The sequence below is a fragment of the Planococcus sp. VCh962 genome (assembly GCF_057748275.1).
Window position 1 is genome coordinate 1428281 of the sequence record NZ_JBYLHS010000001.1, and the last position, 23132, is coordinate 1451412.

A 23132-nucleotide genomic window follows, 5' to 3' on the forward strand; every position below is an offset into this window, starting at 1 on the left:
TCTTCAGAAATCGGCTGCTCTTGGACTACAGTAATCTCTTCAGAAACCGGCTGTTCTTGGACTACAGAAATCTCTTCAGAAACCGGCTGTTCTTGGACTACAGAAATCTCTTCAGGAGCCGGCTGCTCTTGGACTACAGAAATCTCTTCAGAAATCGGCTGCTCTTGGACTACAGTAATCTCTTCAGAAACCGGCTGTTCTTGGACTACAGAAATCTCTTCAGGAGCCGGCTGCTCTTGGACTACAGTAATCTCTTCAGAAACCGGCTGTTCTTGGACTACAGAAATCTCTTCAGGAGCCGGCTGCTCTTGGACTTTTAGTTGTTCTTCATAAGAAGGTTTTTCCTGGATGACAGGCTTTTCTTGAAGAATCGGTTGAGCTTGGTTAGCCGACTTTTGCGATTCCGGTTGATTTCCAGGCATTATTGATGCTTTAATTTCTGAAGCCGCTTTTGCCTCTGCCATTACTCGTCTTGCAGATGACTTTTTCGCATCAGCAGCATTTTGAGCATATGTAGGCAAAATCCTCTTCGGTTCAAATGTAATTTCTTTTTTCTCCAATACGTTTATTGTTGGAGTTGGTTTGCTGTCATTGTAGCCATGGATCGGCGAAGGAACCCGGCCTGGTTCGAAACTGCGGGTTTTCTTAATTGGTTGTGCTTCAAAACTTCGAGGTTTTGCCGTTTTCGGTACCTCATATGGTTTGGTTTCCGGTTTCTTCAGCACCGGTGCAACTGGCGTTTTCTCCACAATCCTTGCTGCTCTTGGCGTCTCATAGGCCTGTGCCACCGGCCTAACAGGTTTTGATGCCGTAAAGTCTTGTACATAAGACTCTGCTGGATCGTAACGGCGGTTCTGATTTAATGCAGGGCTAATTGGTCTGCGTTTAGATGGTGCTGTTCTTAGTACTTCGGCTTTCGGCTTCTCCTCCTGCAAAGGTTCTGTCGGGAGCACTGTTCTAGGATTCTTTTTTAAGAACTTACTTTTTTCAGCATCCGTTATTACCGGGAAACGAAATGGCGATCTTTTAGAGAGGACGTTCGGAGCCGCCTCCTGCTCCTGCTCCTGTGCCACTTCCTTTTCTTCATCTTCCGTGTCTTGGAAAAATAAACGGTCCCATATATTTTTAAACCAACTCATAATGCGTCACGCCTTTACTTCAAATGTAGAACCTGTTTCTGCGTCTTCCGGCAGAACAAGGATTCCTTTTTCTTGAGATGCATTGGGCAATGCCAGTTCTTTAGCTGAACAAATCATGCCGCTTGAAGGGACTCCGCGAAGTTCAGCATCTTTAATGACCATTCCTGATGGCATGACAGCGCCTACTTTCGCTACTACCACTTTTTGCCCTTGTTCAACATTCGGAGCTCCACAGACAATCTGCAATTCTTCTGTACCTACAGATACTCTGCATACACTTAATTTGTCTGCATCCGGATGCTTCTCTTTTGATTCTATATACCCCACTACGAATTTAGGAGAAAGATCCACTTCCAAAGTTAAGTCCACTCCGTTTTTTTCCAGAGCATTCTGCAAAGCCGTTACCATTTCTTCAGAAACTTCTACGGCCGATGCTTCTTGGATATCCAAGTATTGTGAAGCGTTGAACAAGTTAAATGCAGCAATATTTCCGTTTTCATCTTTAATAAGCGTAATGTCATCAAATTGTTCTGTATGGATTTTTTCCGGAGTTTCTGTTTGTAATTGAGCCAGTAGGACATCGCCTATCCCTTTTTTGTTGTAGAATACGTTCATTTTTTATCGTTCTCCTTCTGTTGTCGATTTTTAGCCAGGATGAAAATAGGTTCCAGTTCTTCATTTTCATAAATAAAGGACAATGAAGTAATGGGCACTTTGCCGTTTGTAAAGAAATGCATAGCCATCTGTGCCAAAACATCATAGCCGGTTTCGTTGCGGATATCTCCTATTATCAGTACATCCTGATGGGGTACAGACACAGTCATATCGCCTGTTATTTTAGATTTCATTTCTTTAAGAAAAGGTTCATTCAAGATGCGTGATGCATCGTACCCGTCGTTTTCATTCAAAAAGTAAAACACATTGCCTGCGACGTGGTCTTCTTTTACATCGGTCTTCAGCTTTTTCACTTGAAATTTTGCAATTTCCTTAAGCTGCTCTTCATTCAGACTTAATGAATTTAACATATTTTCATCAATTAAGCGATAGGTAGTCCCTGCATCCAACGCATAAAACACCCGCGTTTCTGCTGTATGCTCTGTTGTAATAAATTTATGCCCTTCTTTGGATTCGGTCGGAAAAGAAGTCGAGCGGATAATGGGGTAAATGTGTTCAGATGATTTTAGTTCTCCTTTTGCTTCCTTTTCCATAGCATCAAATGTTTCTGTAATCGTATAAACGATTTCTTGAATGGCAGAATCACCTTTTGCTTCATAGCGGTTAATCACTTGCGGCAAAGAAAGCGTCATCCCTTTTCCGACGGTTTTATGTTTTATGTTTAAATTATTATTTTCGCGGTCATAGCGCCATTCCAATTGCTCGCTTGGCATACGCTCTCTTAACAGATTTACGAGTTCGGTCGGTTTCATAATAATGTATCCCTTCTTTCAAAAATAAACGGCTCTGCCAGAATTGGCGAACCGTCATTTTGTTATTTAGGCAGATTGGTTAAAAAAGCCTCAATCTCTTCTTTAGTTTTACGGTCTTTGCTGACAAAACGCCCTGATTCACTGCCGTTTGAATAAGCCAAGAAGCTAGGTATTCCGTAAATATCTTTTTCGATGCATAAATCGATAAATGCGTCCCGGTCTACTGCCACAAAAGTAAAATTGCTGAAGGTTGATTCAACATCGGGCATGATCGGATCAATGACTCGGCAATCCGGGCACCAGCCAGCCGTAAACATAAATACAACCGGGCTATTTGCTGCTAGCTCATGAAATTCTTCTGTACTTATTAATTCTCTCATTTGTATTTCCCCTATCGTGAATTGTCAATTGAACGAACGGTTTTCATCATCCATTCCATATTTGGTTCGATTTTGCTTTCTTCAGATATAGTCGTCATCTTTATTCCACCTGCACTGGCGACAACTTCAAACCGGTCTTCAGCCATTTCCCTTACGGTTGTAAAACCAAACCGGCCATTTTGTTCAAATGTTTCATCAGCCACCCATTGCTGTTCAGGATTCGCTTTTTGAAGATCATAGAATAAAGTGCTGTCACTTGCCTCATTTGGGTTGATAAATAAGACGAACGAATCGCTTCCTTTGGTGATGACGATATTTTGGTCATCAGAAGGTTCTTCAATGGTATAACTTTTTGGAACATAAAGTTCTGTATTGTCCACTTTTTCATTGGTTTCGGCTGGTTCATTTTCGAATGCTGTAGCGGCTTTGGACATCCCATTAGCAATCCGCTCTTCGGAAGAAGCCAAACAGCCACTTAAGGCAGCCGATAATACGATTAACAGAATGACGAATCCCTTACGAGGCACATATATTCCTCCCTATCTATACTGTTTCTTATTTTAAAGATGTTTGGAGGTACTTGCAACTGTATCGCTGCCTTGTATGTATTGGCCAAGCAATAAGCTGACGATATGTTCAAACATTTCATTTCGGTTAACGAATTCTGCTGTCAGAATACCTATGGCGCCTTTATGATGGCGGACTCCGATTTCATCGGCGTATTCATCCATCACAGGCCCTAATTCTTTCCCAGTCCTTAATTTTGATGCGATTTCTTCAGGCAAAGGGATCTGGGCACCGGCAGCTGTATAAAGTTTTCCAGTTGAAGTCGCCAACGCTCCCCAATTGCATAAATACATTTCATTTTCAAGTTCGTATACGCCTCCTTCCAATCCGATAGCTAAATCAATCGAATCGGACAATGCAGTTTTTGAGCGATTGACTGCCCCCAACCGGGTTTCAGCAAGCGTCATCGGCTGTGCTGAAACTCCAGAATCCACTTCTTTGGATTTCAACTCAAAGTCAAATTGAAATTTTTCCAATACAGCGGATACTGCATTAACTTTTGCAGGATTTTTAGAAGCAATAACAGCAATGATTTTTTTCAAGTCACTCATCCCTTTCAAATTAACTGGTGTCAATTCTTAATGGTATTCTTTACTATTTTTAAGAACTTTGGTTTTTCCCGGTGCAAAAAAAAGAGCCCGAAGGCACTTTTCAAACGTTTTGAAGAATGGTTTCAAGAGTTGAACGATCTGCCGCTTTAACCAGTTTTGTCAGCAGTTCTTTTGCTGCTGCATAATCATCTGTATGGATAATGGAAGCGGACGTATGGATATAACGCGAACAAATGCCGATTACTGAACTCGGTATGCCTTCATTTGCTATATGAACCCGCCCTGCATCTGTTCCGCCTTGTGATACGAAATATTGATACGGGATGTTATGGGTTTCTGCAGTATCCAGGATGAACTCACGCATGCCGCGATGGGTAACCATCGTTCTATCCAATATTCTCAGCAATGCTCCTTTGCCTAATTGCCCAAATTCATTTTTGTCGCCATTGGCATCATTAGCCGGACTGGCATCGAGCGCAAAAAACAAATCCGGCTGGATCATATTAGCTGCTGTCTGGGCTCCACGCAATCCGACTTCCTCCATGACCGTAGCTCCTGAAAACAATTGATTCGGCAGCTTTTCATCTTTTAATTCTTTCAGCAATTCAATAGCTAAACCACAGCCATACCGGTTATCCCAAGCCTTCGCCATTATTTTTTTATCGTTCGCCATTGGCGTGAAAGGGCTGAAAGGCACAATTTGCTGGCCTGGACGAATGCCGAATGACAGCGCATCTTCTCTGTCGTCTACCCCTACATCAATAAGCATGTTCTTGATTTCCATCGGCTTTTTACGCATTTCCTCGCTCAGCAGATGAGGCGGAACCGATCCGATGACACCAGGAATTTTGTTATCGCCGGCAATTATCTCAACGCGAGTAGAAAGCAGCACTTGACTCCACCAAGCGCCTAATGGCTGAAATCGGATCATGCCGTTATCGGTAATTTGCGTAACCATAAATCCGACTTCATCCATGTGGCCAGCTACCATAATTTTGGGTCCGTTTTCTTGTCCATTCTTGACGCCAAAGACGCTGCCTAAGTTATCTTGAATCAATTCATCGGAATATTTCTCAAGTTCTTGCCTCATGAATTTTCTTACAGCATGTTCGTTTCCTGAGGTACCCGGAAGTTCCGTCAATGTTTTAAATAACTCTCTCGTCTCACTATTCATTTGCAAGATTCCTCCTAAATGGATTGCTTAGTTCAAGTTTAGAGCTTTTTTCAGTTATTTTCCAGCGTGCTCTTTCGTTTATCGAAAGAATTGGTTCAGCTTCCTCACTTTAGTACTGTCAAATAAATTTTTATGGTACAATCTATTCAGCAAGTATAGGAGGGATTTTTGTGAAAAATCGGGATTTATTGATTGGATTTGCAACAGGTGTAGCTGCGACTTATATTATCAAAGAAGTTTATGACCGAAAAGAAAAGCTTTACCCCGCAGACGATGTACTGAAAAGCGTAAAAACAGCCTTTAAAGAAGAAGGGCCGATTGACGGCTCGTGGATTTTCATGAAAACCGAACCATACAAACAGCATGCCGTATCCACAGAAGTATACAAAGGCGGAATCACCCGGCACCGCGAAGATGAACTCGAGCAATTTGAGTTTCTTGCAGATGCATATACCGGAGCAGTCCTTGAAGTGAACAAAGTATAATCACATATTTCTTGCAAAAAGCAAAAAAGGAGCCGACTTTTCATCGGCTCCTTTTTCTATATCTTTTTCTCCTGATACTGGACAGATTCGACTATCTCTTTGCCATCCTGGCTCCATTTAAGAATCCGGTAATAGGCATCGTGGTAGAAGGTGAAATAATGGCTGTTTTCCAGCGCTTCTTTCATTAGCTTTTCTTTCGCAAAGATTGAGTCCATTGGATAATCGTCATACGCAAGCACCCAAAGCGGGTTCTGGTGGGCATGTGTCGGCATGATGTCGCCCATATGCAAAATGGTTTCGCCGCCGCTCATCAGTTTAATGACGCTATGGCCATTGGAATGTCCGCCTGTATGTATCATTTTGATCGCATCAAACAAGTTTTTTTCGCTTTCGAAAGTTTCGACTTGTCCTGCAATCGGCTCCCAGTTTTCTTTCCAATAAGTGTTGCGGGAACGGATATTGGGATGTCGCATTTCATCCCACTCAGTCGCAGAAACATGTATGGTCGCATTTGGGAATGCCGAAACAAATGATTCGCCTTGGCGTTTTGTCAAACCTGCAGCATGATCTCCGTGCAGATGAGTCATCAGCACAGTATCAATATCTTCGGCTGTTAGCCCCAATTCTGCTAAGTTCACCTCCAGCTTCGACTCAGAAGATACACCGAGATTGCGCTTTTGGCGATCGGTTAATTTATCCGCTCCAAGCCCGCTGTCTATGAGGATATTATGTCCTTCATATTGCACCAGAATTGGATGTGTCGGCAGCTCGATTTGATTTTCCGCATTGACCGGATATCTTTTCGACCAGACTACTTTCGGCACTACGCCAAACATTGTGCCGCCGTCAAGCCAAGTAGTTCCTCCATCAAGCCAAGTTAACGCCATATCATGAAACTGAAATTTCTCCATCCCAAATTCCTCCCCGTGATTAATTTGCTTGGAACTGTGCCTCCAGCCGGTAAATCGGCTGGCCTTTTTTCGAAAACTTTTCTTCATACTCGGTCATGATATTCCATTCCGGCTCGTTCGCGTGAAGGTCCAGTGATACATCCTTCAATAACATGCCGTATTCCGAAATGCTGACAAGTGAGTATTCAAAGAGCCCCCGATTATCTGTTTTGAAATGAATTTCGCCATTTGGCGGAAGTACCGATTCATATAGTTCCAGGAACGTCTTATAAGTCAAGCGACGTTTTGCATGGCGCGTTTTTGGCCATGGATCTGAAAAGTTCAAATAAATGCGTTGTACTTCACCTTTTTCAAAGAAATTCAGCAAGTCTGCCCCATTTACGCGCAATAAGCGCAAATTAGGGACGCCTTCTTCCGTTTCCAGAATCCCTTCAAGTGCGGTAACGATGACGCTGTCAAACAGCTCGATGCCGATATAATTGACTTCCGGGTTGGCTTTAGCCATACCGGTGATAAAACGGCCCTTGCCGGTCCCTACTTCGATATGGAGCGGCTTGTCATTGCCAAAAACTTCTTTCCACTTGCCTTTTTGCTGTTCCGGATCCGGAATGACAATTTCTGGGTTGGCTGCGATCAAATCTGCTGCCCATGGTTTATAACGTGATCTCATTTTATTTCCTCTTTCTTTCTTGTATTTACGGCATACCAATATTGCTTGCTTACTGCATAAGTTACGGTTTCATCTTTCGGTGTTTTTCCTGCATAATCACCATCCACATGGCGAAAGACTTCCCCTTCGGCTGTTAATCTAAATTCCGTTCCACTCTTTTGAATCACTTCTTTAAACCGTGTGTGGCTTCCGGTAAAAACCGTACCAAAGACCAGCAGCAGTTTCAAGCGGGAAATCCGGTGGACCACCGTCAACTCCAGCAAGCCATCATCGGTTTTGGAATCTGGCGATATTTTCATGCCTCCGCCAAAATAAGGCTGATTGCTGATGGTCGCGAGCCAGACATCTTCATATGTTTGCTTATGCCCATCGTGTTCCACAGTCAACTTGAATTTTTTCGGGTTAACGAGTGTCTTTATAACATACAGCAAATATACCAATTTCCCTGCGTTGAGTTTATTCAACCACTTTTTCAAGTGTGAACGGTTGACCAATACTGATATTTCCGCATCAAAACCAATGCCGGAACTGCTGACAAACTGATAGGTTTCTCCATTGTGAAATTCACCGATGTCTTCTTTTGCAAGAGTTGGCTGCTTTAAAAAATCTTCAATGGCTTCAGCGTCCTTGAAAGAACAAAATCCTCTGCCAAAGTCGTTCCCTGAACCCGCAGCAACAGAACCGATGACCAACTGCTCGGCTCCTGCAGCGCCGGCAATGATTTCGCGCAGCGTACCATCTCCGCCAAAACCGATGATGAGAGCTTTTTCTCCCGATTTACTAAAAGATTTCACTAGATGTGTGGCATTTCCTGGGGCATCGGTCAATACCATTTCGTATGGAAAGCTGATGGTTTCCTTAAAATGGCTCCATTTTTTTAATGCATTGCCATTGCCTGCCACCGGATTGATAATGAATACAGTTTTCATAAGACCTCGCCTTTAGCGCTTTTACACGCTTTTTCTCAATTGATACGTAACTTCAGGGATATATTTGGGTACACTTCCAGGCTCAATCCGGAATATCGAAAATTCGGCGACTTGAAAAGTCATCGGCTCTATTTCCATCTCTATTTCAAGAGGGGGCCCTCCCGCCCATTTTCCAGCAAGGGTGATATGAGGGACAAAAGCCTTGTTATCTGGATTCAGATTGAATCGAAGCAATGACTCCCTGACTCTCCTTTGCAGATCTGTCAACTCAGAGCTGTCTTCCACCGATGCGTAAATGATGCGGGGTTTTGACGGATTTCCAAATGTCTTTACGCCGCTAGTTGTCAGTTCAAACGGCGCATGGCTGATATTCGCCAATTCCTGTGCAGCTGCTTCAATTTCATTATGCGGATCATTGCCGATAAAAAGAAGCGTAATATGCATATCTGACCAATGGGTGTACCGCTTATGGCTTTTTAAGTTCCAGCTTCTTCTCGCTTTATCCATTTCTTTTGCGACTGGCTCAGGAATTTTGATGCCAATAAAATAATGTGCCTGCATAATCATCACCTTCCTTCAGTTTACCACTCATATCATTACAAAAAAATAGCGATCGGCTTTCGCCGACCACTTTATTCTCTGTTTATGATTTTACTGTTAATTTCAAATTGGCTTCAAACGCTTGCTGAAGCTTTTGTGTCAGTTCGCCAGGAACTCCATTGCCAATATTCTGCCCGTCAATCTGAATGATCGGCATGATTTCGGCGGTAGTGGATGACATGAAGAATTCATCCATTTCAAGTGCTTCGGTTTTTGTAAAAGCAGTTTCTTGGAACGTGATTCCTAGCTCTTTGCAGAGATTTAAAATCACTCTTCTAGTAATACCGTTTAAAATCAGATTGGTTGCTGGATGAGTATAAATGACTCCGTTTTTAAGTCCGTACATATTTGAAGAAGATCCTTCCGTGACAACTTCTCCACGATGCAGAATGGCTTCATAGCTGCCAGCTTCATGCGCTTCCTGTTTTGCTAGAACATTCCCCAGAAGGTTTAAGCTCTTGATGTCACAGCGCAGCCAGCGGATATCTTCGATAAACTTCGCTTTTACGCCTGCTTTCATCATTTCTACAGGACGCTCCACTTTTTTTGTATAAGCCACAATCACTGGCGATGCCGCTTGCGGGAAATGGTGCTGTCTAATCGCATCTCCGCGAGTCACTTGCACATACACTTGCCCATTATCGATTTCGTTCATTTCTACTAAGTCATACATCTGTTTGTGGAATACATCTTTTGTGAAAGGAATGACAATTTTAATTTTCTCAGCGCTTTCGTAAAAACGGTCGATATGTTCTGCAGCGGTAAATAAATTGCCTTCGTATACCCGGATGACTTCATAAATTCCATCTCCGAATTGGTACCCCCGGTCTTCCTTAGAAACGTTCAACTCATTTTCTCGAATAAACTCGCCATTATGCAAAATCCAATCCATGTCTGATCCCTCTTTCCTCATTTTTTACAAGCTAATTGATAAATCGCCTCAGCATAAATTGCTGTGGCTTTTATTAGGTTGTCAATATCGACAAATTCATCCGCTTGGTGTGCAACATCCTTTTCTCCTGGAAACAGCATGCCGAATGCTACGCCTTTTTTCAGCACCCGCGCATAAGTTCCCCCTCCAATGGAAAGAAGGTTTGCAGTATTTCCTGTTTGTTTTTCATAAGCATTTTGAAGCGTTTTGATGAATGGGTCGTTGCCATCTACATAATGAGGAATGGAGTTGGATCGGATTTCCAAAGTAAAATCATCCGTTTCCACATTTGCCATTTTTTCTTCAAATGGATAGCTGATTGAATACCTCATGCTGACTTCTACTGTCGCCCGTTTATCTTGCTCAAAATGAATAATGCCGGCATTAAACGTCGTATCTCCGGAAATTGCGTCTGTAAAGTCCAGGCCAAGATGCCGTCCTCTTGAATCTTTATAAAAATGATCAGCGACAAATCCAGTGAATGCTTTGCCGCCGCCGTCCAACCTGTTCGTTAGAAACAACGCCAGTAAGACACCCGCATTTACTCCGTCGTCCGGCTCCATTGCATGGGCTGATTTGCCATGAAGAGTCAATTGAAGCTTACCGTCAGCGGCTTCGATTTCACCTTTAACATTTTGTTCACTGCAAAAATCTTCAAAGTCTTGGTGCCAATCGTGCAAATCCCCTATAACTGCAGCTTCCGCCAAATCCGGAACCATATTGGTGCGGCTGCCGGAAGAAAAAGTGATCAATGCATCTTTTGTGGTCCAAGCCTCTTTTGAAAAAACAAGTGACGCTATCCCTTTTTCAGCATTGATAATCGGGAAATCAGCATCTGGAGCAAAAGCCATCGTCGGCATTTCTTCTGTTTCAAAATACCGCTCAACGCAACGAAATCCGCTTTCCTCATCCGTACCGATGATTAAGCGGACCCGTTTCGTAAATTCAAAGCCTGCTTCTTTCACCATATTTAACGCTGTCCAAGCCGCAATTGTAGGTCCTTTGTCGTCGATTGCGCCACGGCCATACAATCTATTCCCTTCAACTTCTCCGCCGAAAGGATCCTTTGTCCAACCGGTCCCTGCGGGAACTACATCTACGTGGCCTAAAATCCCAAGCAACTCTTCACCTTTTCCTGTCTCCAGATGGGCTGCCACATTGGCTATATTTTTCACCTGGTAGCCGCGTTCTTCGCCTTTGTCCATAAACCACTCTAAAGCTCGTTTAACGTCTGTTCCAAAAGGGGCTTCCAGTGTTTTTTCTTCGTTCAAAATACTCGGTATTGCGATTAATTGCTGCAATTCCTTGATGATTTCACTTCTGCGCTTTTCAGCTTCTAGTTGCCAATCCATAATTCACTCCCCTTTTAGTTAAAGTTATTGTACACCTTTCAGGAAAAATTTAAAGAACTAGAAGCAAATTCACACAAATTATTATGTATCTGTAATGTTAATTTTATATGAAATAGTCGATAATTGTAGAATTTAAATTGTTTTTTCGCTATAATCAAATTGTCAGATAATACTATTTGACAGATTTTTATAAAAAAAGGGGATGTCTTTGGCTTTTATTTCAAGACCGTTGAGTATACCTCAGCATATCGTCCGCTAGTCTTTGCCTATTGGAAAAAAGATGAAGGAGTGGTTCTAATATTGAAACCAACAACTGATCGCATGCTAATTCGAATTAAAGATATGTATAAGTACATCCGTGATAACGGAACTGTAACTACGCAAGATTTAGTCGATGAATTCGGCATCACTCCTCGCACCATTCAAAGAGATTTGAATGTGTTAGCCTTTAACGACTTGGTAGAAAGTCCAACTCGCGGCAAATGGACAACGACGCATAAAAAAGTCAAAATGACATCGTAAAAAAGCTCAAGCGCCCATTTAAATTTGAGGCATAAGACGATTTGGCGAAACGGCGCTTTTTGCCAGAAAGCCGGAAAGCTTACATCCCCAGAAACTGGACGCTGGAGTCTAGACAACTCAAAGATGCTCCCTAAACAAAGAAAATGACCGCAACAGCTGCGGTCATTTTCTTTGTTTTAATAATTCGATTTCCTCTTCAGCCAAATGGCGGTATTCCCCGAGTCCAAGCTCCGGATCTAATTCCAGCGGCCCCATGGACAATCGTTTTAAATAAGTCACTTCTTTTCCAACACTCTGAAACATCCGTTTCACCTGGTGGAACTTTCCTTCAGTGATCGTCAATTCAATTTCGGACACCGCACCGCTCTTCAAGATTTTCAGCTGTGCTGGCTTTGTAACATAACCGTCGTCGAGCATAACGCCCCGTTCAAAAGCTGCTCCGTCTTCAGGAGTTACCATTCCGTCTATCACGGCGAAATATCTTTTATCGACATGCTTTTTGGGAGACAATAATTCATGCGCCAATTTGCCGTCGTTCGTCAGCAGCAAAAAACCTTCTGTATCTTTATCGAGCCGGCCGACCGGAAACGGCTCGAAATTGCGCTCCGCTTCCCCTAACAACTCGATTACCGTCCTATCATAATTATCTTCTGTCGCCGAAATCACGCCTTGCGGTTTGTTCATCAACAGATAGATAAATTCCGTGTACTCCACCTTTTCCCCGCTGACTGTTACAAAATCCGCTGTTTCATTAACGTGGACTTTCGGGTCACGCACCACTTCGCCATTCACTTCCACAGCTTTTGACTTCAGCAAGACTTTCACTTCTTTTCGGGAACCGTAGCCCATATTCGATAAGAATTTATCTATACGCATAATGTCCTCCTAGAAACCGAATTTCCGTGTATATTTGGTCAAACGCTCTCCCAGCAGCTTTTGGGCAATGCCCGTTTTCAAGCTGATAAAGCCATAAACAGCTCCGCCGATACCACCAACGATTAAAATGCGGACAATCGAATGGAGTTTCGTGTCCATGCTGATAAACTGATCGATTCCAGTCATAACAAGGAACACAATTCCGGCCATCACCAGGTTCAATAAAACGATGAGGAATAAGCGCCGTACAACCATATTTGAACGGTAATTCATTGTTTTTTTGATGACTGCTAAATTCATGCCGATTGCTACAAGATAACCTATGATGGTGGCTGCAATTGCCCCATCTGTTTCAAAGCGTTCAATTAACGGGGTATTCAATGCCAATTTTAATAATAAACCAACCAATAAATTTAGAATGATCCACTTTTGCTGATTGATCCCTTGCAGAATTGACGCTGTCACCGGGAACATAGCAAACAGAATCGCCACCGGCAAATAATGAGAAAGAATTTCTGATCCAGGCGCACTGATTTCATAGAATACATGGTATAGTTCGTCAGACAACATCGTCATTCCGACAACTGCCGGCAGTGTCAAGAACAAGAGAATCTGGAACGTTTGATCCAAAGTCCGGTTAACAGACTTGTATTCTTTATTCGTGAAGTATTTAGTGATCAACGGAATCAGCGCCATCGAGAATCCGGTAGCAAGCATCACTGGAATCATCACCAGTTTATGCGTTGTTAAGTTCAGCATACCTAAGTAAACACTCGAGTTGGCTGCATTATCTGTTGTGCTCATCGCATTGTTGAACGTCAGCATATCGACAAACTGGAACAACGGATTGGCAATTCCTAAAAAAACAACCGGAACGGCATAGATTGCAATTTCTTTGTACATATCCCGCAGCCGTACATCGTAGGATTCAACCGATTTAGCGCGAAGTTCGTTGTACTCCGGCTTTTTCTTTCTCCAATAATAAAACAGGACGAGAACGCCCCCAAGCGCCCCGACAAATGCGGACAGCACTGCAATCTGCACAGCGGTTTTCGGAGTACCGCCAAAGACATTCAGAACCAGGTAGGCTCCTCCAAGCAGAAACACAATACGGATGATTTGTTCAATCAGCTGGGACACAGCTGTTGGCATCATAAAATTGTAGCCTTGGAAAAATCCGCGGAACAAACTCATGAACGGAACGACAATCAAAGCGAAACTTACCCATTGAATCACTTCTTTGACGTCTTGGACGGTATGGACTTTTTCATTTTCATTGATTGTAATTTCAGCAAGCGGACCTGCAAAGAAATAAAGAATCAAAAACGATGCAAATCCTGTAATCATCATGGTCGTCAGTCCGGATTTCAATAATCTTCTGCCGGTTTCATAATCTCCAAGCGAATTATATTTTGCGACGAATTTCGAAAAAGCGATCGGCGCTCCCGAAATTGCCAGTGACAGCATTAAGTTATACGGTATGTAAGCATATTGGTAAAGGCCGATATTTTCTTCCCCTACCATATCGTAAAACGGGATGACATAGATGACTCCAAGGATTTTTGATAAAAACAAACCCATGGTTAATATAGCAGTTCCTTTTATTAGCGTTGACATTTTACACTTCCTGACATGTTCAATATAAAGAAAAACTTGCATCAGCATGGAAATTCTCTTCAGCCATCCTGATTGTTATAGCGGGATAAAAAAACAATCTACACGATAGTGTACACCTATAAAAGAAATTACTCAACGAGTTTTCTCCCATGGTGTATACTGTAATAAAAACGAAAGCGAGTTCTTATTTTATGTATGACGTTATAATTATCGGCGGGGGTCCCTCAGGATTGATGGCTTCCATTGCTGCGGCTTCCGAAGGCCAAAAGGTTTTATTGATTGAAAAAGGTAAAAAGTTAGGCAAAAAATTGGTCATTTCAGGCGGTGGACGCTGCAATGTGACCAATCGCTTGCCTCTTGAAGAAATTGTGAAAAACATTCCGGGCAATGGGCGATTTTTGTACAGTCCATTTGCTGTATTTAATAATGAAGACATCATCGCATTTTTTGAAGGCCTGGGCGTTTCATTGAAAGAAGAAGACCATGGCCGCATGTTCCCGGTTTCGAATCGTGCCCAAGATGTGGCAGATGCCATGTTCCGGGAAATGGACCGGCTGAATGTCAAAGTGCTGCTGGATTCTCCTGTAAAAAAACTATTGATGACTGATGAAAAAGTGACAGGCGTACGCCTCCATTCCGGAGAAGAATTTACGGCGAAAGCCGTTGTCGTTGCAGTCGGTGGAAAAGCGGTGCCTCAAACCGGTTCAACGGGAGACGGGTACCCTTGGGCGGAAAAAGCGGGACATACGGTTACCGACCTGTATCCGACTGAAGTTCCGTTATTGTCGAAAGAGCCATTTATCGTCAGCCGTGAACTGCAAGGCCTCGCCCTCCGTGATGCAGCGGTATCCGTGCTGAATAAAAAAGGCAAAACACTCGTTACGCATCAAATGGACATGCTGTTCACCCACTTCGGCTTGAGCGGCCCAGCGGTGCTCCGCTGCAGCCAGTATGTTGTCAAGGAAATGAAGAAAAACGGCGGGCAGCCTGTGGAAATGCGCATCAATACGCTGCCGGAAGAAAATGCCGAATCTGCATTTCAATTGCTTCATAAAATGATGAAAGACGAGCCGAAAAAAGCGGTGAAAAATGTTTGGAAAAGCATCACACAAGAACGCTGGCTGCTGTTTTTGATGGAACGTGCTGGAATCGATCCACAAGTGGTCGGCGCAGAGCTTGCAAGCGATAAAGTTCGTGCATTTGCCCAGCAATTGACGGCTTTCTCGATGTTCGTCACAGGCACTCAGCCAATTGAAAAAGCATTTGTCACTGGCGGCGGGGTGTCGATTAAAGAAATCGAACCGAAAACTATGGCTTCACGCAAAAAGCCCGGCTTGTACTTCTGTGGGGAGATCTTGGATATCCATGGCTACACCGGTGGCTATAATATCACTTCCGCATTGGTCACTGGAAATGTTGCCGGCAGAAGTGCTGCTGCATTTGCCCATATATCATGATAATGTTTTATTTGCCGCCCTTGATTATGTGGGCGGCTTTCTATTAGGACTGAAATGATGGGAAAAAGATGCTGTTTTTGAAAGCTTATACTTTAAGATTTTATTTATCTGCGCTTAAAATTTTTTATCGTCGTTCCAAATAATTTTTCTTCACTCTCGATAATTCATTTCAGTTCGGCGCATATATTCGGATTCAATATGTCCGGTTACTTGCGGAAAATTTGACTTTACTTGCGGAAAAATAGAAGTCACTTGCGCTTTCACTAAGTTTACTTGCGGTATTTCGAGGTTTACTTGCGATACACCCCAATTTACTTGCTGATAAACAAAAAAGCCTGTCCACTAGCATTCAGCTGGTTCGGACAGGCTTTTTAAATTTCTCTTTATTACGCAATTACAACGTTTACTAATTTCCCTGGAATCGCAATAACTTTACGGATTTGTTTTCCGTCAGCCGCTTTCACAATTTGTTCATTCGCAAGCGCTGCTACTTCCAATTGTTCTTTCGTTGAGTCTTTAGCAATGACAAGTTTTGTGCGGACTTTGCCATTTACTTGAACAACCACTTCGATTTCGTCATCAATCATTTTCGACTCATCGTATTCCGGCCAAGCTGTATAAGTGATCGATTCGGCGTAGCCCAATTTTTCCCATAGCTCTTCAGCAAGGTGTGGAGCAATCGGTGACAAGAGTTTGACAAAACCTTCTACGTATTCTTTCGGTAGCGCCTCTGCTTTATAGCCTTCGTTAATGAAGACCATCATTTGAGAAATAGCCGTATTGAAGCGAAGCCCTTCAAAATCCTCAGTTACTTTCTTAACTGTTTGGTGATAAACTTTTTCCAGTTTGCCATCATTTGCTTCAACCACTTTGCCGCTCAATTGCTCTTCTTCAATCAATAGGCGCCATACACGGTCAAGGAATCGGCGAGCGCCGTCAAGTCCGTTTGTGGACCAGGCGATGGATGCCTCAAGCGGCCCCATGAACATTTCATAAAGGCGAAGCGTATCGGCTCCATGGCTTTCGATGATCTGGTCGGGATTTACCACATTGCCTTTGGATTTCGACATTTTTTCGTTGCCTTCTCCCAAAATCATTCCTTGGTTGAACAATTTCTGGAACGGCTCTTTTGTGGAAACTACACCGATATCGTAAAGCACTTTATGCCAGAAGCGCGCATACAATAAATGAAGAACTGCATGTTCCGCTCCGCCAATATAGACATCAACCGGAAGCCAGTGTTTCAATAGTTCCGGGTCGGCCAATACTTCATCATTTGTCGGATCGATATAGCGCAAATAATACCAGCAGCTGCCTGCCCATTGCGGCATGGTATTGGTTTCGCGTCTCCCTTTCATGCCTGTTTCGGGATGAACCACATTGACCCATTCCTCGATATTGGCAAGCGGGGATTCGCCTGTGCCGCTTGGTTTGATGTCAGTGGTCACTGGAAGCATCAATGGCAAGTCTTTTTCTTCGACCGGTGTCATTGTGCCGTCTTCCCAATGGATGATCGGAATCGGTTCGCCCCAATAACGCTGGCGGCTGAACAGCCAGTCGCGAAGGCGATACGTTATTTTCTTCTCGCCGACGCCATGCTCTTCCAGCCAAGCAATCGCTTTTTCGATCGCTTCTTTTTTGTTCAAGCCGTTCAAGAAGCCAGAGTTGATCAATTCGCCATCGCCTGCATAGGCTTCTGTCGAAATATCCCCTCCTGAAACCACTTCAACAATCGGCAAATCGAATTGCTTCGCGAATTCATAGTCGCGTTCGTCATGCGCAGGAACTGCCATGATGGCACCAGTTCCATAAGTCGCAAGCACATAATCCGCAATCCAGATTGGCATTTTTTCGCCGCTCACCGGGTTTATTGCGTAAGCTCCAGTGAATACGCCACTTTTGGATTTCGCCAAATCTGTGCGTTCCAAATCGCTCTTTGTTTTAACTTCATCAATATATGCTTCAACCGCTTCTTTGTGATCAGGAGTTGTAATTTCTGCAACCAATTTATGTTCTGGCGCCAAAACTGCATATGTTGCACCGAAAATCGTGTCCGGGCGCGTGGTGAAGGCACGGAACGAATGGCCGTTTCCATCTACTTGGAATTCAAGTTCCGCCCCTTCCGATTTTCCGATCCAGTTGCGCTGCATGTCTTTCAAACTTTCAGGCCAGTCAAGCTCGTCCAAATCTTCCAGCAAACGATCCGCATATTCTGTGATGCGCAGCACCCATTGGCGCATCGGACGGCGTTCTACCGGATGGCCGCCGCGTTCAGAAACGCCGTCGACCACTTCTTCATTGGCAAGGACTGTTCCAAGTGCCGGACACCAGTTTACAGCCACTTCATCGACATAAGCCAATCCTTTGTTGTAAAGCTGGATAAAAATCCATTGAGTCCATTTATAATATGAAGGATCCGTTGTATTCACTTCACGGTCCCAGTCATATGAAAATCCAAGTTCCTGGATTTGGCGCTTGAATGTCGCGATATTTTTTGCCGTGAATTCAGCCGGATCATTTCCGGTATCAAGTGCATATTGCTCAGCAGGAAGGCCGAATGCGTCCCATCCCATCGGATGAAGAACGTTATAGCCCTGCATGCGCTTCATGCGGCTCAAGATATCCGTTGCTGTGTATCCTTCAGGATGCCCTACATGAAGGCCGGCACCTGATGGATAAGGGAACATATCCAAAGCATAGAACTTCGGTTTTGAAAAATCCGTCTCCAATTTAAACGTTTTATTTTGTTCCCAATATTTTTGCCATTTCTTTTCAACTATTTTGTGCTTAAATGTCATCTCTATTCCTCCTCAAAATAAAAACTCCCGTCCCTCTTAAATAAGGGACGGGAGTTTCCCGCGGTACCACCCAAATTAGCGGCTGTCCGCTCAACTTGACTCCTTAACGCGGAAAACGGTGTATCTTACTCAATTTCACATACACGGACTCCAAGGTGAGTTCAATTGCTCTAATCGCCTGCTTGCACCAACCGCCGGCTCTCTTGGGAATAGAAACAATTTACTGATCCTCTTCACTGTCATTTACTATTACTATTCATTCTAGCGGAGCCACCGTTTTTTGGCAATACATTAAGAAACTTTCACATTTTCCGTATTTAACGGCGCATCGGTTGAATCGATGATGTCCTGCACGGAGAATCCTTCGAACACTTCTGTCAGCACCAAGCCCGTTTCTGCCACTTCAATTACCGCTCGTTCCGTGATGATTTTATTGACGACGCCTTTTCCGGTCAATGGCAAATCACATTGCTTTTTGATTTTAGGCGATCCGTCTTTTGACACATGATCCATGATGACAATGACTTTTTTAGCGCCATGAACTAAATCCATTGCGCCGCCCATGCCTTTGATCATTTTTCCTGGAATCATCCAGTTTGCCAAGTCACCATTTTCTGCCACTTCCATGCCGCCGAGAATTGCAACATCGATATGCCCGCCACGGATCATCGCAAACGATTCAGCGCTTGTAAAAAAGGCAGAACCCGGAATCGTGGTAACTGTTTCTTTGCCTGCGTTGATTAGATCCGGATCGACTTCATCTTCTGTCGGATAAGGGCCGATGCCAAGCAATCCGTTCTCAGATTGAAGCACGACGCTTTTATTATCTGAAATGAAATTCGCAACCAGTGTTGGCATGCCGATGCCCAAATTGACGTAATCGCCGTCTTTGATTTCTTTTTCGGCACGTCTTGCAATTCGTTCTCTCACTAAGTTTTTATCCACTGAGTTCCCGTCCTTTCTTATACAGATCGAGTCGTTAACCGTTCAATTCGCTTTTCCTGTTTTGCCTGCAGCAAGCCTTGTACATAGATACTTGGCGTTTGGACATGGTTCGGATCGATTTCACCGATTTCCACGATTTCTTCCACTTCGGCAATGGTGATTTTCCCTGCTGCAGCAGCCAGCGGATTAAAGTTTTGAGCCGTTTTGTTATAAACCAGATTGCCCATCTTGTCGGCTTTGGCAGCACGCACCAATGCAAAATCAGCTTTCAAAGCATGTTCCAGCACGTATTCTTTGCCGTCGAATTCCCGGATTTCTTTGCCTTCTGCAACGGTCGTCCCGACCCCTGCCGGAGTAAAGAATGCGGGAATGCCAGCTCCGCCCGCACGCATTTTTTCTGCAAGCGTCCCTTGAGGCGTCAGTTCCACTTCAATTTCACCGGACAGCACCTGGCGTTCAAATTCTTTATTCTCACCCACATAAGAACCGATCATCTTTTTGATCTGTTTATTTTTAAGCAACAGCCCCAGACCCCATTCATCCACGCCGCAGTTATTCGAAATAACGGTAAGGTCTGTCACTCCTTTGTCCACGAGCGCTAAGATCAATTGTTCCGGAATTCCAACCAAACCGAACCCGCCCACCATAATCGTGGCGCCGTCCTGTATTTGTTCAACTGCTTCTTGAGCAGAACCATAAATCGGTTTCATTTAAAGTGGCCTCCATTCCATTTTGCAGAATATTATTTAAATAAAGCGCTTTCTTTATAATTTAACCAAACTCTCCCATAAAACGCAATATGAAGAGAGCCGAAAGACGGAGTTCCCTCTATCTTTCGGCTCGGGATAACTCAATTCAAGTTTTCCTGCAGACTCTGTTCCTGTGCTTGCTTTAATGGGCGGTCGTATAGCAAAGATGTCACGATGGCCACCGCCACCAATAAAGTCACCAGTATAAATAATGCCGGCATGCCATATAAATCGACCATCACGCCGCCAATCAGAGGTCCAACCATACGCCCTCCTGTGGCAACGCTATTGACAATTCCTTGATAGAAGCCTTCACGGCCTTTTGGCGCCAACTGATCGGCCAGCGCCGGAACTGCGGGCCAAACAAACATTTCTCCAATTGTTAATATCACCATTGCGGCAATAAACATTGAAAAATCCTGTGCGAACGCCACGACGATATACGAAACCATCATGATCAGGATACCGATCACCAATTGGCTTTTGATATTATCTTCAATTTTTTTCATGATTGGCCGAATAAACGGCTGGCCAGCCACAATCAAGAAGCCGTTCAATGACCATAAAAAGCTATATTGCGTTAGCGTAATGCCAATTTCCTGTGTATAAGCGGAAATGGTCGACTGCCATTGCACATAACCGATCCAACATAGAAAATACCCGATGGAGACAATCAACAATGCATAAAAAGGTGCGCGATTGCGTATTTTCTTTCCTTCATTGAATACAGAAGTATGTGCTGAAGGAGAAATCGACATCGATTTAAATCCAAATAATGCGATAAAGAAAAACAGGACGTACATTGCCAAATTTGCGGCGAATATGTAATCAAAGCTATAGGCAGCTAAAAAACCGGCCATTGCCGGTCCGATTGCCACGCCCACATTCTGGGCCAAGTAAATGGCATTAAAAGCTTTTCTCCCGCCTTCCGGCCAAACTGTCCCGACCATGGCATACATGCTTGGAAAGACAATTCCTCCACTAAAACCAATAATCGTATAAAAGATGACAAACGGCAAAAATTCATGCCATATGGTAAGCCCTGCCAAAGCCAGGATAGTTACAATAATTCCGCTGATGATGGACTTATAGCCACCAAATCTATCAAAAATTGCTCCGCCAAGCAAATTTCCGATTACGGCAGCTCCTGCGTTTGCCATTAAAACGAGTCCGGCGATCGACAAAGATTTCCCTAAATGATCATATATATATATTGCAGTTAAAGGCCATAAAAACGAATTTCCCGTTACGTTGACGAGCATTCCGATGATTAATAGCCAGACGCGTTTTGGCACCGCACTCCCTCCTTTTTTCCAATTCCAAAAGATATTGTATTCCTTTTAATTCCTTCCCACAAGAAAAATATTTCGACTCCCGTAAAATCAGATTTTTCAGGCGTTGTCGCCTCTTTTCGGGGCATGATACAATACTTTTCAGAGGAGTTGTTTGTAATGGAAATCACCTTGCCTTTTGCATCAGATGGAAAACGCTATTATACCTGGAACCGCCATTTGCGGGACCACTTCGGCTCGAAAGTGATGAAGATTGCACTCGATGCCGGCTTTGACTGCCCGAACCGTGATGGCACCGTCGCTTTTGGCGGCTGTACGTTCTGCAGTGTTGCCGGATCCGGTGATTTTGCCGGTGACAGGGTCGATTCGATTGCCGTCCAGTTTGAAAAGATTAAAACAAAAATGCATCGCAAATGGAAAGACGGCAAGTACATGGCGTATTTTCAAGCCTATACCAATACCCATGCGCCGCTCTCGGTCATAAAAGAAAAATTCGAAGCGGCGCTCGCACAGGAAAATGTTGTCGGGCTTAGTATTGCGACTCGCCCCGACTGCCTGCCCGATGATGTCGTTGAATATTTGGCGGAGCTGAATGAACGCACATACCTTTGGGTGGAACTTGGTTTGCAGACCGTCCATGAACGGACGACATTGCTTGTCAACCGGGCACATGATTTCGATACGTATGTCGAAGGAGTAACCAAACTCCGCAAGCACGGAATCCGTGTCTGCACACATATCATCAACGGCTTGCCGCTTGAAGACCGCGGCATGATGATGGAAACTGCCCGGGAAGTCGCTAAATTGGATGTCCAGGGAATCAAAATCCATTTGCTTCACTTGCTGAAAGGGACGCCGATGGTGAAACAATACGAAAAAGGGATGGTTGAATTTTTGGGCAAGCAAGAGTACATTCAGCTTGTTGCCGACCAACTTGAAGTCCTGCCGCCGAGAATGGTCGTCCAGCGCATTACAGGAGACGGACCGATTGATTTGATGATTGGACCGATGTGGAGCGCCAATAAATGGGATGTGCTGAATGGCATTGACGCAGAATTGGAAGCACGCAATAGCTGGCAAGGAAAATTTTATACGGAGCGTGTTGAAGCATGACGCTGCAGCGAGTACTGCCTTTTACAAAAAGTTTATTGGAACAAACGGTCCGTCCGGGAGATACAGTCATTGACGCGACTGCCGGAAATGGACACGATACACATTTTCTTGCGGGGTTGACCGGTGAAAGAGGTCAGGTTTTCGCTTTTGATATCCAGCAAGAGGCAATCGATGCTACTCGAAAACGCACGGAAGAATTTACGCATATCGAATTGATTCATGACAGCCATGCCAAAATCAGCGAGTATGTGTCCGCCCCTATTTCAGCAGCTGTCTTCAATCTCGGCTATCTGCCAAAAGGCGACCACAGCATCATCACGAAAGCCCAAAGCACTTTGGCGGCAATGGAGCAATGTTTAAGCCTTTTGGAAGAACAGGGGCTGCTGCTTGTCGTCATTTACAGCGGCCACGACGGCGGCAGTGAAGAACGGGATGCCGTCATGGAATTTGTCCGAAGTCTGCCGCAAGTTTCATTTGATGTTTTGAAATACGAATTTATCAACCAGCGCCATTCGCCGCCATTTTTGGTGGCGATCGAGAAAAAGCAAAAGAAGAAATAAAAGAAGAGCAGTCGGCTTTTAATTAAGCCAGCTGCTCTCTTTTGTGTTTTTAAATCTGCGTACTGATGGATAGAATTGAATTTCTGA

Annotated in this window: 24 protein-coding genes and 1 other annotated feature; of the genes, 5 read left to right on the forward strand and 19 right to left on the reverse strand. The window is 44.0% G+C overall.

The window, feature by feature from the left end:
- From AC3AQ9_RS07205 to AC3AQ9_RS07235, 7 genes are all read right to left on the reverse strand, one after another.
- Positions 1-1139: hypothetical protein (locus AC3AQ9_RS07205; RefSeq protein WP_488306742.1), on the reverse strand; the 1139-nt coding region annotated here is incomplete at its 3' end.
- A 6-nt stretch (positions 1140-1145) separates the two neighbouring features.
- Positions 1146-1754 carry a YtpR family tRNA-binding protein gene (gene ytpR, locus AC3AQ9_RS07210; protein WP_488306743.1) on the reverse strand — a complete coding sequence of 203 codons (609 nt, stop codon included), beginning with the start codon at positions 1752-1754 and terminating at the stop codon, positions 1146-1148.
- A complete protein-coding gene (locus AC3AQ9_RS07215; RefSeq protein ID WP_488306744.1) occupies positions 1751-2566 on the reverse strand; it encodes a DUF1444 family protein in 816 nt (271 codons plus the stop codon). The genes ytpR and AC3AQ9_RS07215 overlap by 4 nt, the downstream gene beginning before the upstream one ends.
- Positions 2567-2628: 62 nt before the next feature.
- Positions 2629-2946: a thioredoxin family protein gene (locus AC3AQ9_RS07220; RefSeq protein WP_488306745.1), complete on the reverse strand. Its 318-nt coding sequence runs from the start codon at positions 2944-2946 to the stop codon at positions 2629-2631.
- Positions 2947-2957: 11 nt separating this feature from the next.
- Positions 2958-3473, reverse strand: a complete 516-nt coding sequence (locus AC3AQ9_RS07225) for a hypothetical protein (protein ID WP_488306746.1) — start codon at positions 3471-3473, stop codon at positions 2958-2960.
- 33 nt (positions 3474-3506) lie between these two features.
- Positions 3507-4055 carry a DUF84 family protein gene (locus AC3AQ9_RS07230; protein ID WP_488306747.1) on the reverse strand — a complete coding sequence of 183 codons (549 nt, stop codon included), beginning with the start codon at positions 4053-4055 and terminating at the stop codon, positions 3507-3509.
- Between the two features lie 109 nt (positions 4056-4164).
- The gene (locus tag AC3AQ9_RS07235) at positions 4165-5238 is read right to left on the reverse strand and encodes a M42 family metallopeptidase (RefSeq protein ID WP_488306748.1); all 1074 of its coding nucleotides are present in this window, start codon (positions 5236-5238) and stop codon (positions 4165-4167) included.
- Positions 5239-5408: 170 nt separating this feature from the next.
- Here AC3AQ9_RS07235 and AC3AQ9_RS07240 point away from each other — a divergent pair, with 170 nt between their 5' ends.
- Complete coding sequence (locus tag AC3AQ9_RS07240; RefSeq protein ID WP_300992219.1) at positions 5409-5723, forward strand: PepSY domain-containing protein; 315 nt, start codon at positions 5409-5411, stop codon at positions 5721-5723.
- A 56-nt stretch (positions 5724-5779) separates the two neighbouring features.
- On the opposite strand, the gene AC3AQ9_RS07245 is transcribed toward AC3AQ9_RS07240, so the two are convergent.
- From AC3AQ9_RS07245 to pepV, 6 genes are all read right to left on the reverse strand, one after another.
- Positions 5780-6634 carry a YtnP family quorum-quenching lactonase gene (locus AC3AQ9_RS07245; RefSeq protein WP_488306749.1) on the reverse strand — a complete coding sequence of 285 codons (855 nt, stop codon included), beginning with the start codon at positions 6632-6634 and terminating at the stop codon, positions 5780-5782.
- Positions 6635-6653: 19 nt separating this feature from the next.
- Positions 6654-7304 (reverse strand): tRNA (guanosine(46)-N7)-methyltransferase TrmB, encoded by a 651-nt coding sequence (trmB, locus tag AC3AQ9_RS07250; protein ID WP_488306750.1) that lies wholly within the window; start codon positions 7302-7304, stop codon positions 6654-6656.
- Positions 7301-8233 carry a diacylglycerol/lipid kinase family protein gene (locus AC3AQ9_RS07255; RefSeq protein ID WP_488306751.1) on the reverse strand — a complete coding sequence of 311 codons (933 nt, stop codon included), beginning with the start codon at positions 8231-8233 and terminating at the stop codon, positions 7301-7303. Before AC3AQ9_RS07255 ends, trmB begins: the two co-directional genes overlap by 4 nt.
- A gap of 21 nt (positions 8234-8254) precedes the next feature.
- On the reverse strand, positions 8255-8794 hold the full coding sequence (gene thpR / locus AC3AQ9_RS07260; RefSeq protein ID WP_488306752.1) for an RNA 2',3'-cyclic phosphodiesterase: 540 nt from the start codon (positions 8792-8794) through the stop codon (positions 8255-8257).
- Between the two features lie 82 nt (positions 8795-8876).
- A complete protein-coding gene (gene dat / locus AC3AQ9_RS07265) occupies positions 8877-9725 on the reverse strand; it encodes a D-amino-acid transaminase (RefSeq protein ID WP_488306753.1) in 849 nt (282 codons plus the stop codon).
- A gap of 17 nt (positions 9726-9742) precedes the next feature.
- Positions 9743-11116: a dipeptidase PepV gene (gene pepV, locus AC3AQ9_RS07270; protein WP_488306754.1), complete on the reverse strand. Its 1374-nt coding sequence runs from the start codon at positions 11114-11116 to the stop codon at positions 9743-9745.
- Between the two features lie 300 nt (positions 11117-11416).
- Between pepV and AC3AQ9_RS07275 the strand changes: the two genes are divergently transcribed.
- Complete coding sequence (locus AC3AQ9_RS07275; protein WP_036802205.1) at positions 11417-11638, forward strand: DeoR family transcriptional regulator; 222 nt, start codon at positions 11417-11419, stop codon at positions 11636-11638.
- 162 nt (positions 11639-11800) lie between these two features.
- On the opposite strand, the gene AC3AQ9_RS07280 is transcribed toward AC3AQ9_RS07275, so the two are convergent.
- The gene (locus tag AC3AQ9_RS07280) at positions 11801-12514 is read right to left on the reverse strand and encodes a pseudouridine synthase (RefSeq protein ID WP_488306755.1); all 714 of its coding nucleotides are present in this window, start codon (positions 12512-12514) and stop codon (positions 11801-11803) included.
- Positions 12515-12523: 9 nt separating this feature from the next.
- Entirely contained in the window at positions 12524-14131 is a 1608-nt protein-coding gene (locus tag AC3AQ9_RS07285; RefSeq protein WP_488306756.1) for a putative polysaccharide biosynthesis protein, read from the reverse strand.
- Between the two features lie 191 nt (positions 14132-14322).
- Between AC3AQ9_RS07285 and AC3AQ9_RS07290 the strand changes: the two genes are divergently transcribed.
- A complete protein-coding gene (locus AC3AQ9_RS07290; RefSeq protein WP_488306757.1) occupies positions 14323-15588 on the forward strand; it encodes a BaiN/RdsA family NAD(P)/FAD-dependent oxidoreductase in 1266 nt (421 codons plus the stop codon).
- Between the two features lie 386 nt (positions 15589-15974).
- Here the strand turns inward: AC3AQ9_RS07290 and leuS are convergent, their stop codons facing one another.
- The 4 genes from leuS to AC3AQ9_RS07310 form a co-directional block, all read right to left on the reverse strand.
- On the reverse strand, positions 15975-18386 hold the full coding sequence (gene leuS, locus AC3AQ9_RS07295; protein ID WP_488306758.1) for a leucine--tRNA ligase: 2412 nt from the start codon (positions 18384-18386) through the stop codon (positions 15975-15977).
- 40 nt (positions 18387-18426) lie between these two features.
- Positions 18427-18632 (reverse strand) — a binding site (T-box leader).
- Positions 18633-18677: 45 nt separating this feature from the next.
- Positions 18678-19331, reverse strand: a complete 654-nt coding sequence (locus AC3AQ9_RS07300) for a 3-oxoacid CoA-transferase subunit B (RefSeq protein WP_488306759.1) — start codon at positions 19329-19331, stop codon at positions 18678-18680.
- A 17-nt stretch (positions 19332-19348) separates the two neighbouring features.
- Positions 19349-20041, reverse strand: a complete 693-nt coding sequence (locus AC3AQ9_RS07305) for a CoA transferase subunit A (protein WP_488306760.1) — start codon at positions 20039-20041, stop codon at positions 19349-19351.
- A gap of 140 nt (positions 20042-20181) precedes the next feature.
- Positions 20182-21375, reverse strand: coding sequence for an MDR family MFS transporter (locus AC3AQ9_RS07310; protein WP_488306761.1), 1194 nt, complete (start codon positions 21373-21375; stop codon positions 20182-20184).
- A 156-nt stretch (positions 21376-21531) separates the two neighbouring features.
- Between AC3AQ9_RS07310 and mnmL the strand changes: the two genes are divergently transcribed.
- Both mnmL and mnmM read left to right on the forward strand, forming a co-directional pair.
- A complete protein-coding gene (mnmL, locus tag AC3AQ9_RS07315; protein ID WP_488306762.1) occupies positions 21532-22485 on the forward strand; it encodes a tRNA modification radical SAM protein MnmL/YtqA in 954 nt (317 codons plus the stop codon).
- Entirely contained in the window at positions 22482-23045 is a 564-nt protein-coding gene (gene mnmM / locus AC3AQ9_RS07320) for a tRNA 5-(aminomethyl)-2-thiouridylate-methyltransferase MnmM (RefSeq protein WP_488306763.1), read from the forward strand. The genes mnmL and mnmM overlap by 4 nt, the downstream gene beginning before the upstream one ends.
- Positions 23046-23132 lie beyond the last annotated feature (87 nt).

Coding starts and splice junctions, on each gene's coding strand:
- ytpR (WP_488306743.1), bottom strand. CDS start 1,754: ATGAACGTATTCTACAACAAAAAAGGGATAGGCGATGTCCTACTGGCT.
- AC3AQ9_RS07215 (WP_488306744.1), bottom strand. CDS start 2,566: ATGAAACCGACCGAACTCGTAAATCTGTTAAGAGAGCGTATGCCAAGC.
- AC3AQ9_RS07220 (WP_488306745.1), bottom strand. CDS start 2,946: ATGAGAGAATTAATAAGTACAGAAGAATTTCATGAGCTAGCAGCAAAT.
- AC3AQ9_RS07235 (WP_488306748.1), bottom strand. CDS start 5,238: ATGAATAGTGAGACGAGAGAGTTATTTAAAACATTGACGGAACTTCCG.
- AC3AQ9_RS07245 (WP_488306749.1), bottom strand. CDS start 6,634: ATGGAGAAATTTCAGTTTCATGATATGGCGTTAACTTGGCTTGATGGA.
- trmB (WP_488306750.1), bottom strand. CDS start 7,304: ATGAGATCACGTTATAAACCATGGGCAGCAGATTTGATCGCAGCCAAC.
- AC3AQ9_RS07255 (WP_488306751.1), bottom strand. CDS start 8,233: ATGAAAACTGTATTCATTATCAATCCGGTGGCAGGCAATGGCAATGCA.
- thpR (WP_488306752.1), bottom strand. CDS start 8,794: ATGCAGGCACATTATTTTATTGGCATCAAAATTCCTGAGCCAGTCGCA.
- dat (WP_488306753.1), bottom strand. CDS start 9,725: ATGGATTGGATTTTGCATAATGGCGAGTTTATTCGAGAAAATGAGTTG.
- pepV (WP_488306754.1), bottom strand. CDS start 11,116: ATGGATTGGCAACTAGAAGCTGAAAAGCGCAGAAGTGAAATCATCAAG.
- AC3AQ9_RS07280 (WP_488306755.1), bottom strand. CDS start 12,514: ATGCGTATAGATAAATTCTTATCGAATATGGGCTACGGTTCCCGAAAA.
- AC3AQ9_RS07285 (WP_488306756.1), bottom strand. CDS start 14,131: ATGTCAACGCTAATAAAAGGAACTGCTATATTAACCATGGGTTTGTTT.
- AC3AQ9_RS07290 (WP_488306757.1), top strand. CDS start 14,323: ATGTATGACGTTATAATTATCGGCGGGGGTCCCTCAGGATTGATGGCT.
- leuS (WP_488306758.1), bottom strand. CDS start 18,386: ATGACATTTAAGCACAAAATAGTTGAAAAGAAATGGCAAAAATATTGG.
- AC3AQ9_RS07305 (WP_488306760.1), bottom strand. CDS start 20,041: ATGAAACCGATTTATGGTTCTGCTCAAGAAGCAGTTGAACAAATACAG.
- mnmL (WP_488306762.1), top strand. CDS start 21,532: ATGGAAATCACCTTGCCTTTTGCATCAGATGGAAAACGCTATTATACC.
- mnmM (WP_488306763.1), top strand. CDS start 22,482: ATGACGCTGCAGCGAGTACTGCCTTTTACAAAAAGTTTATTGGAACAA.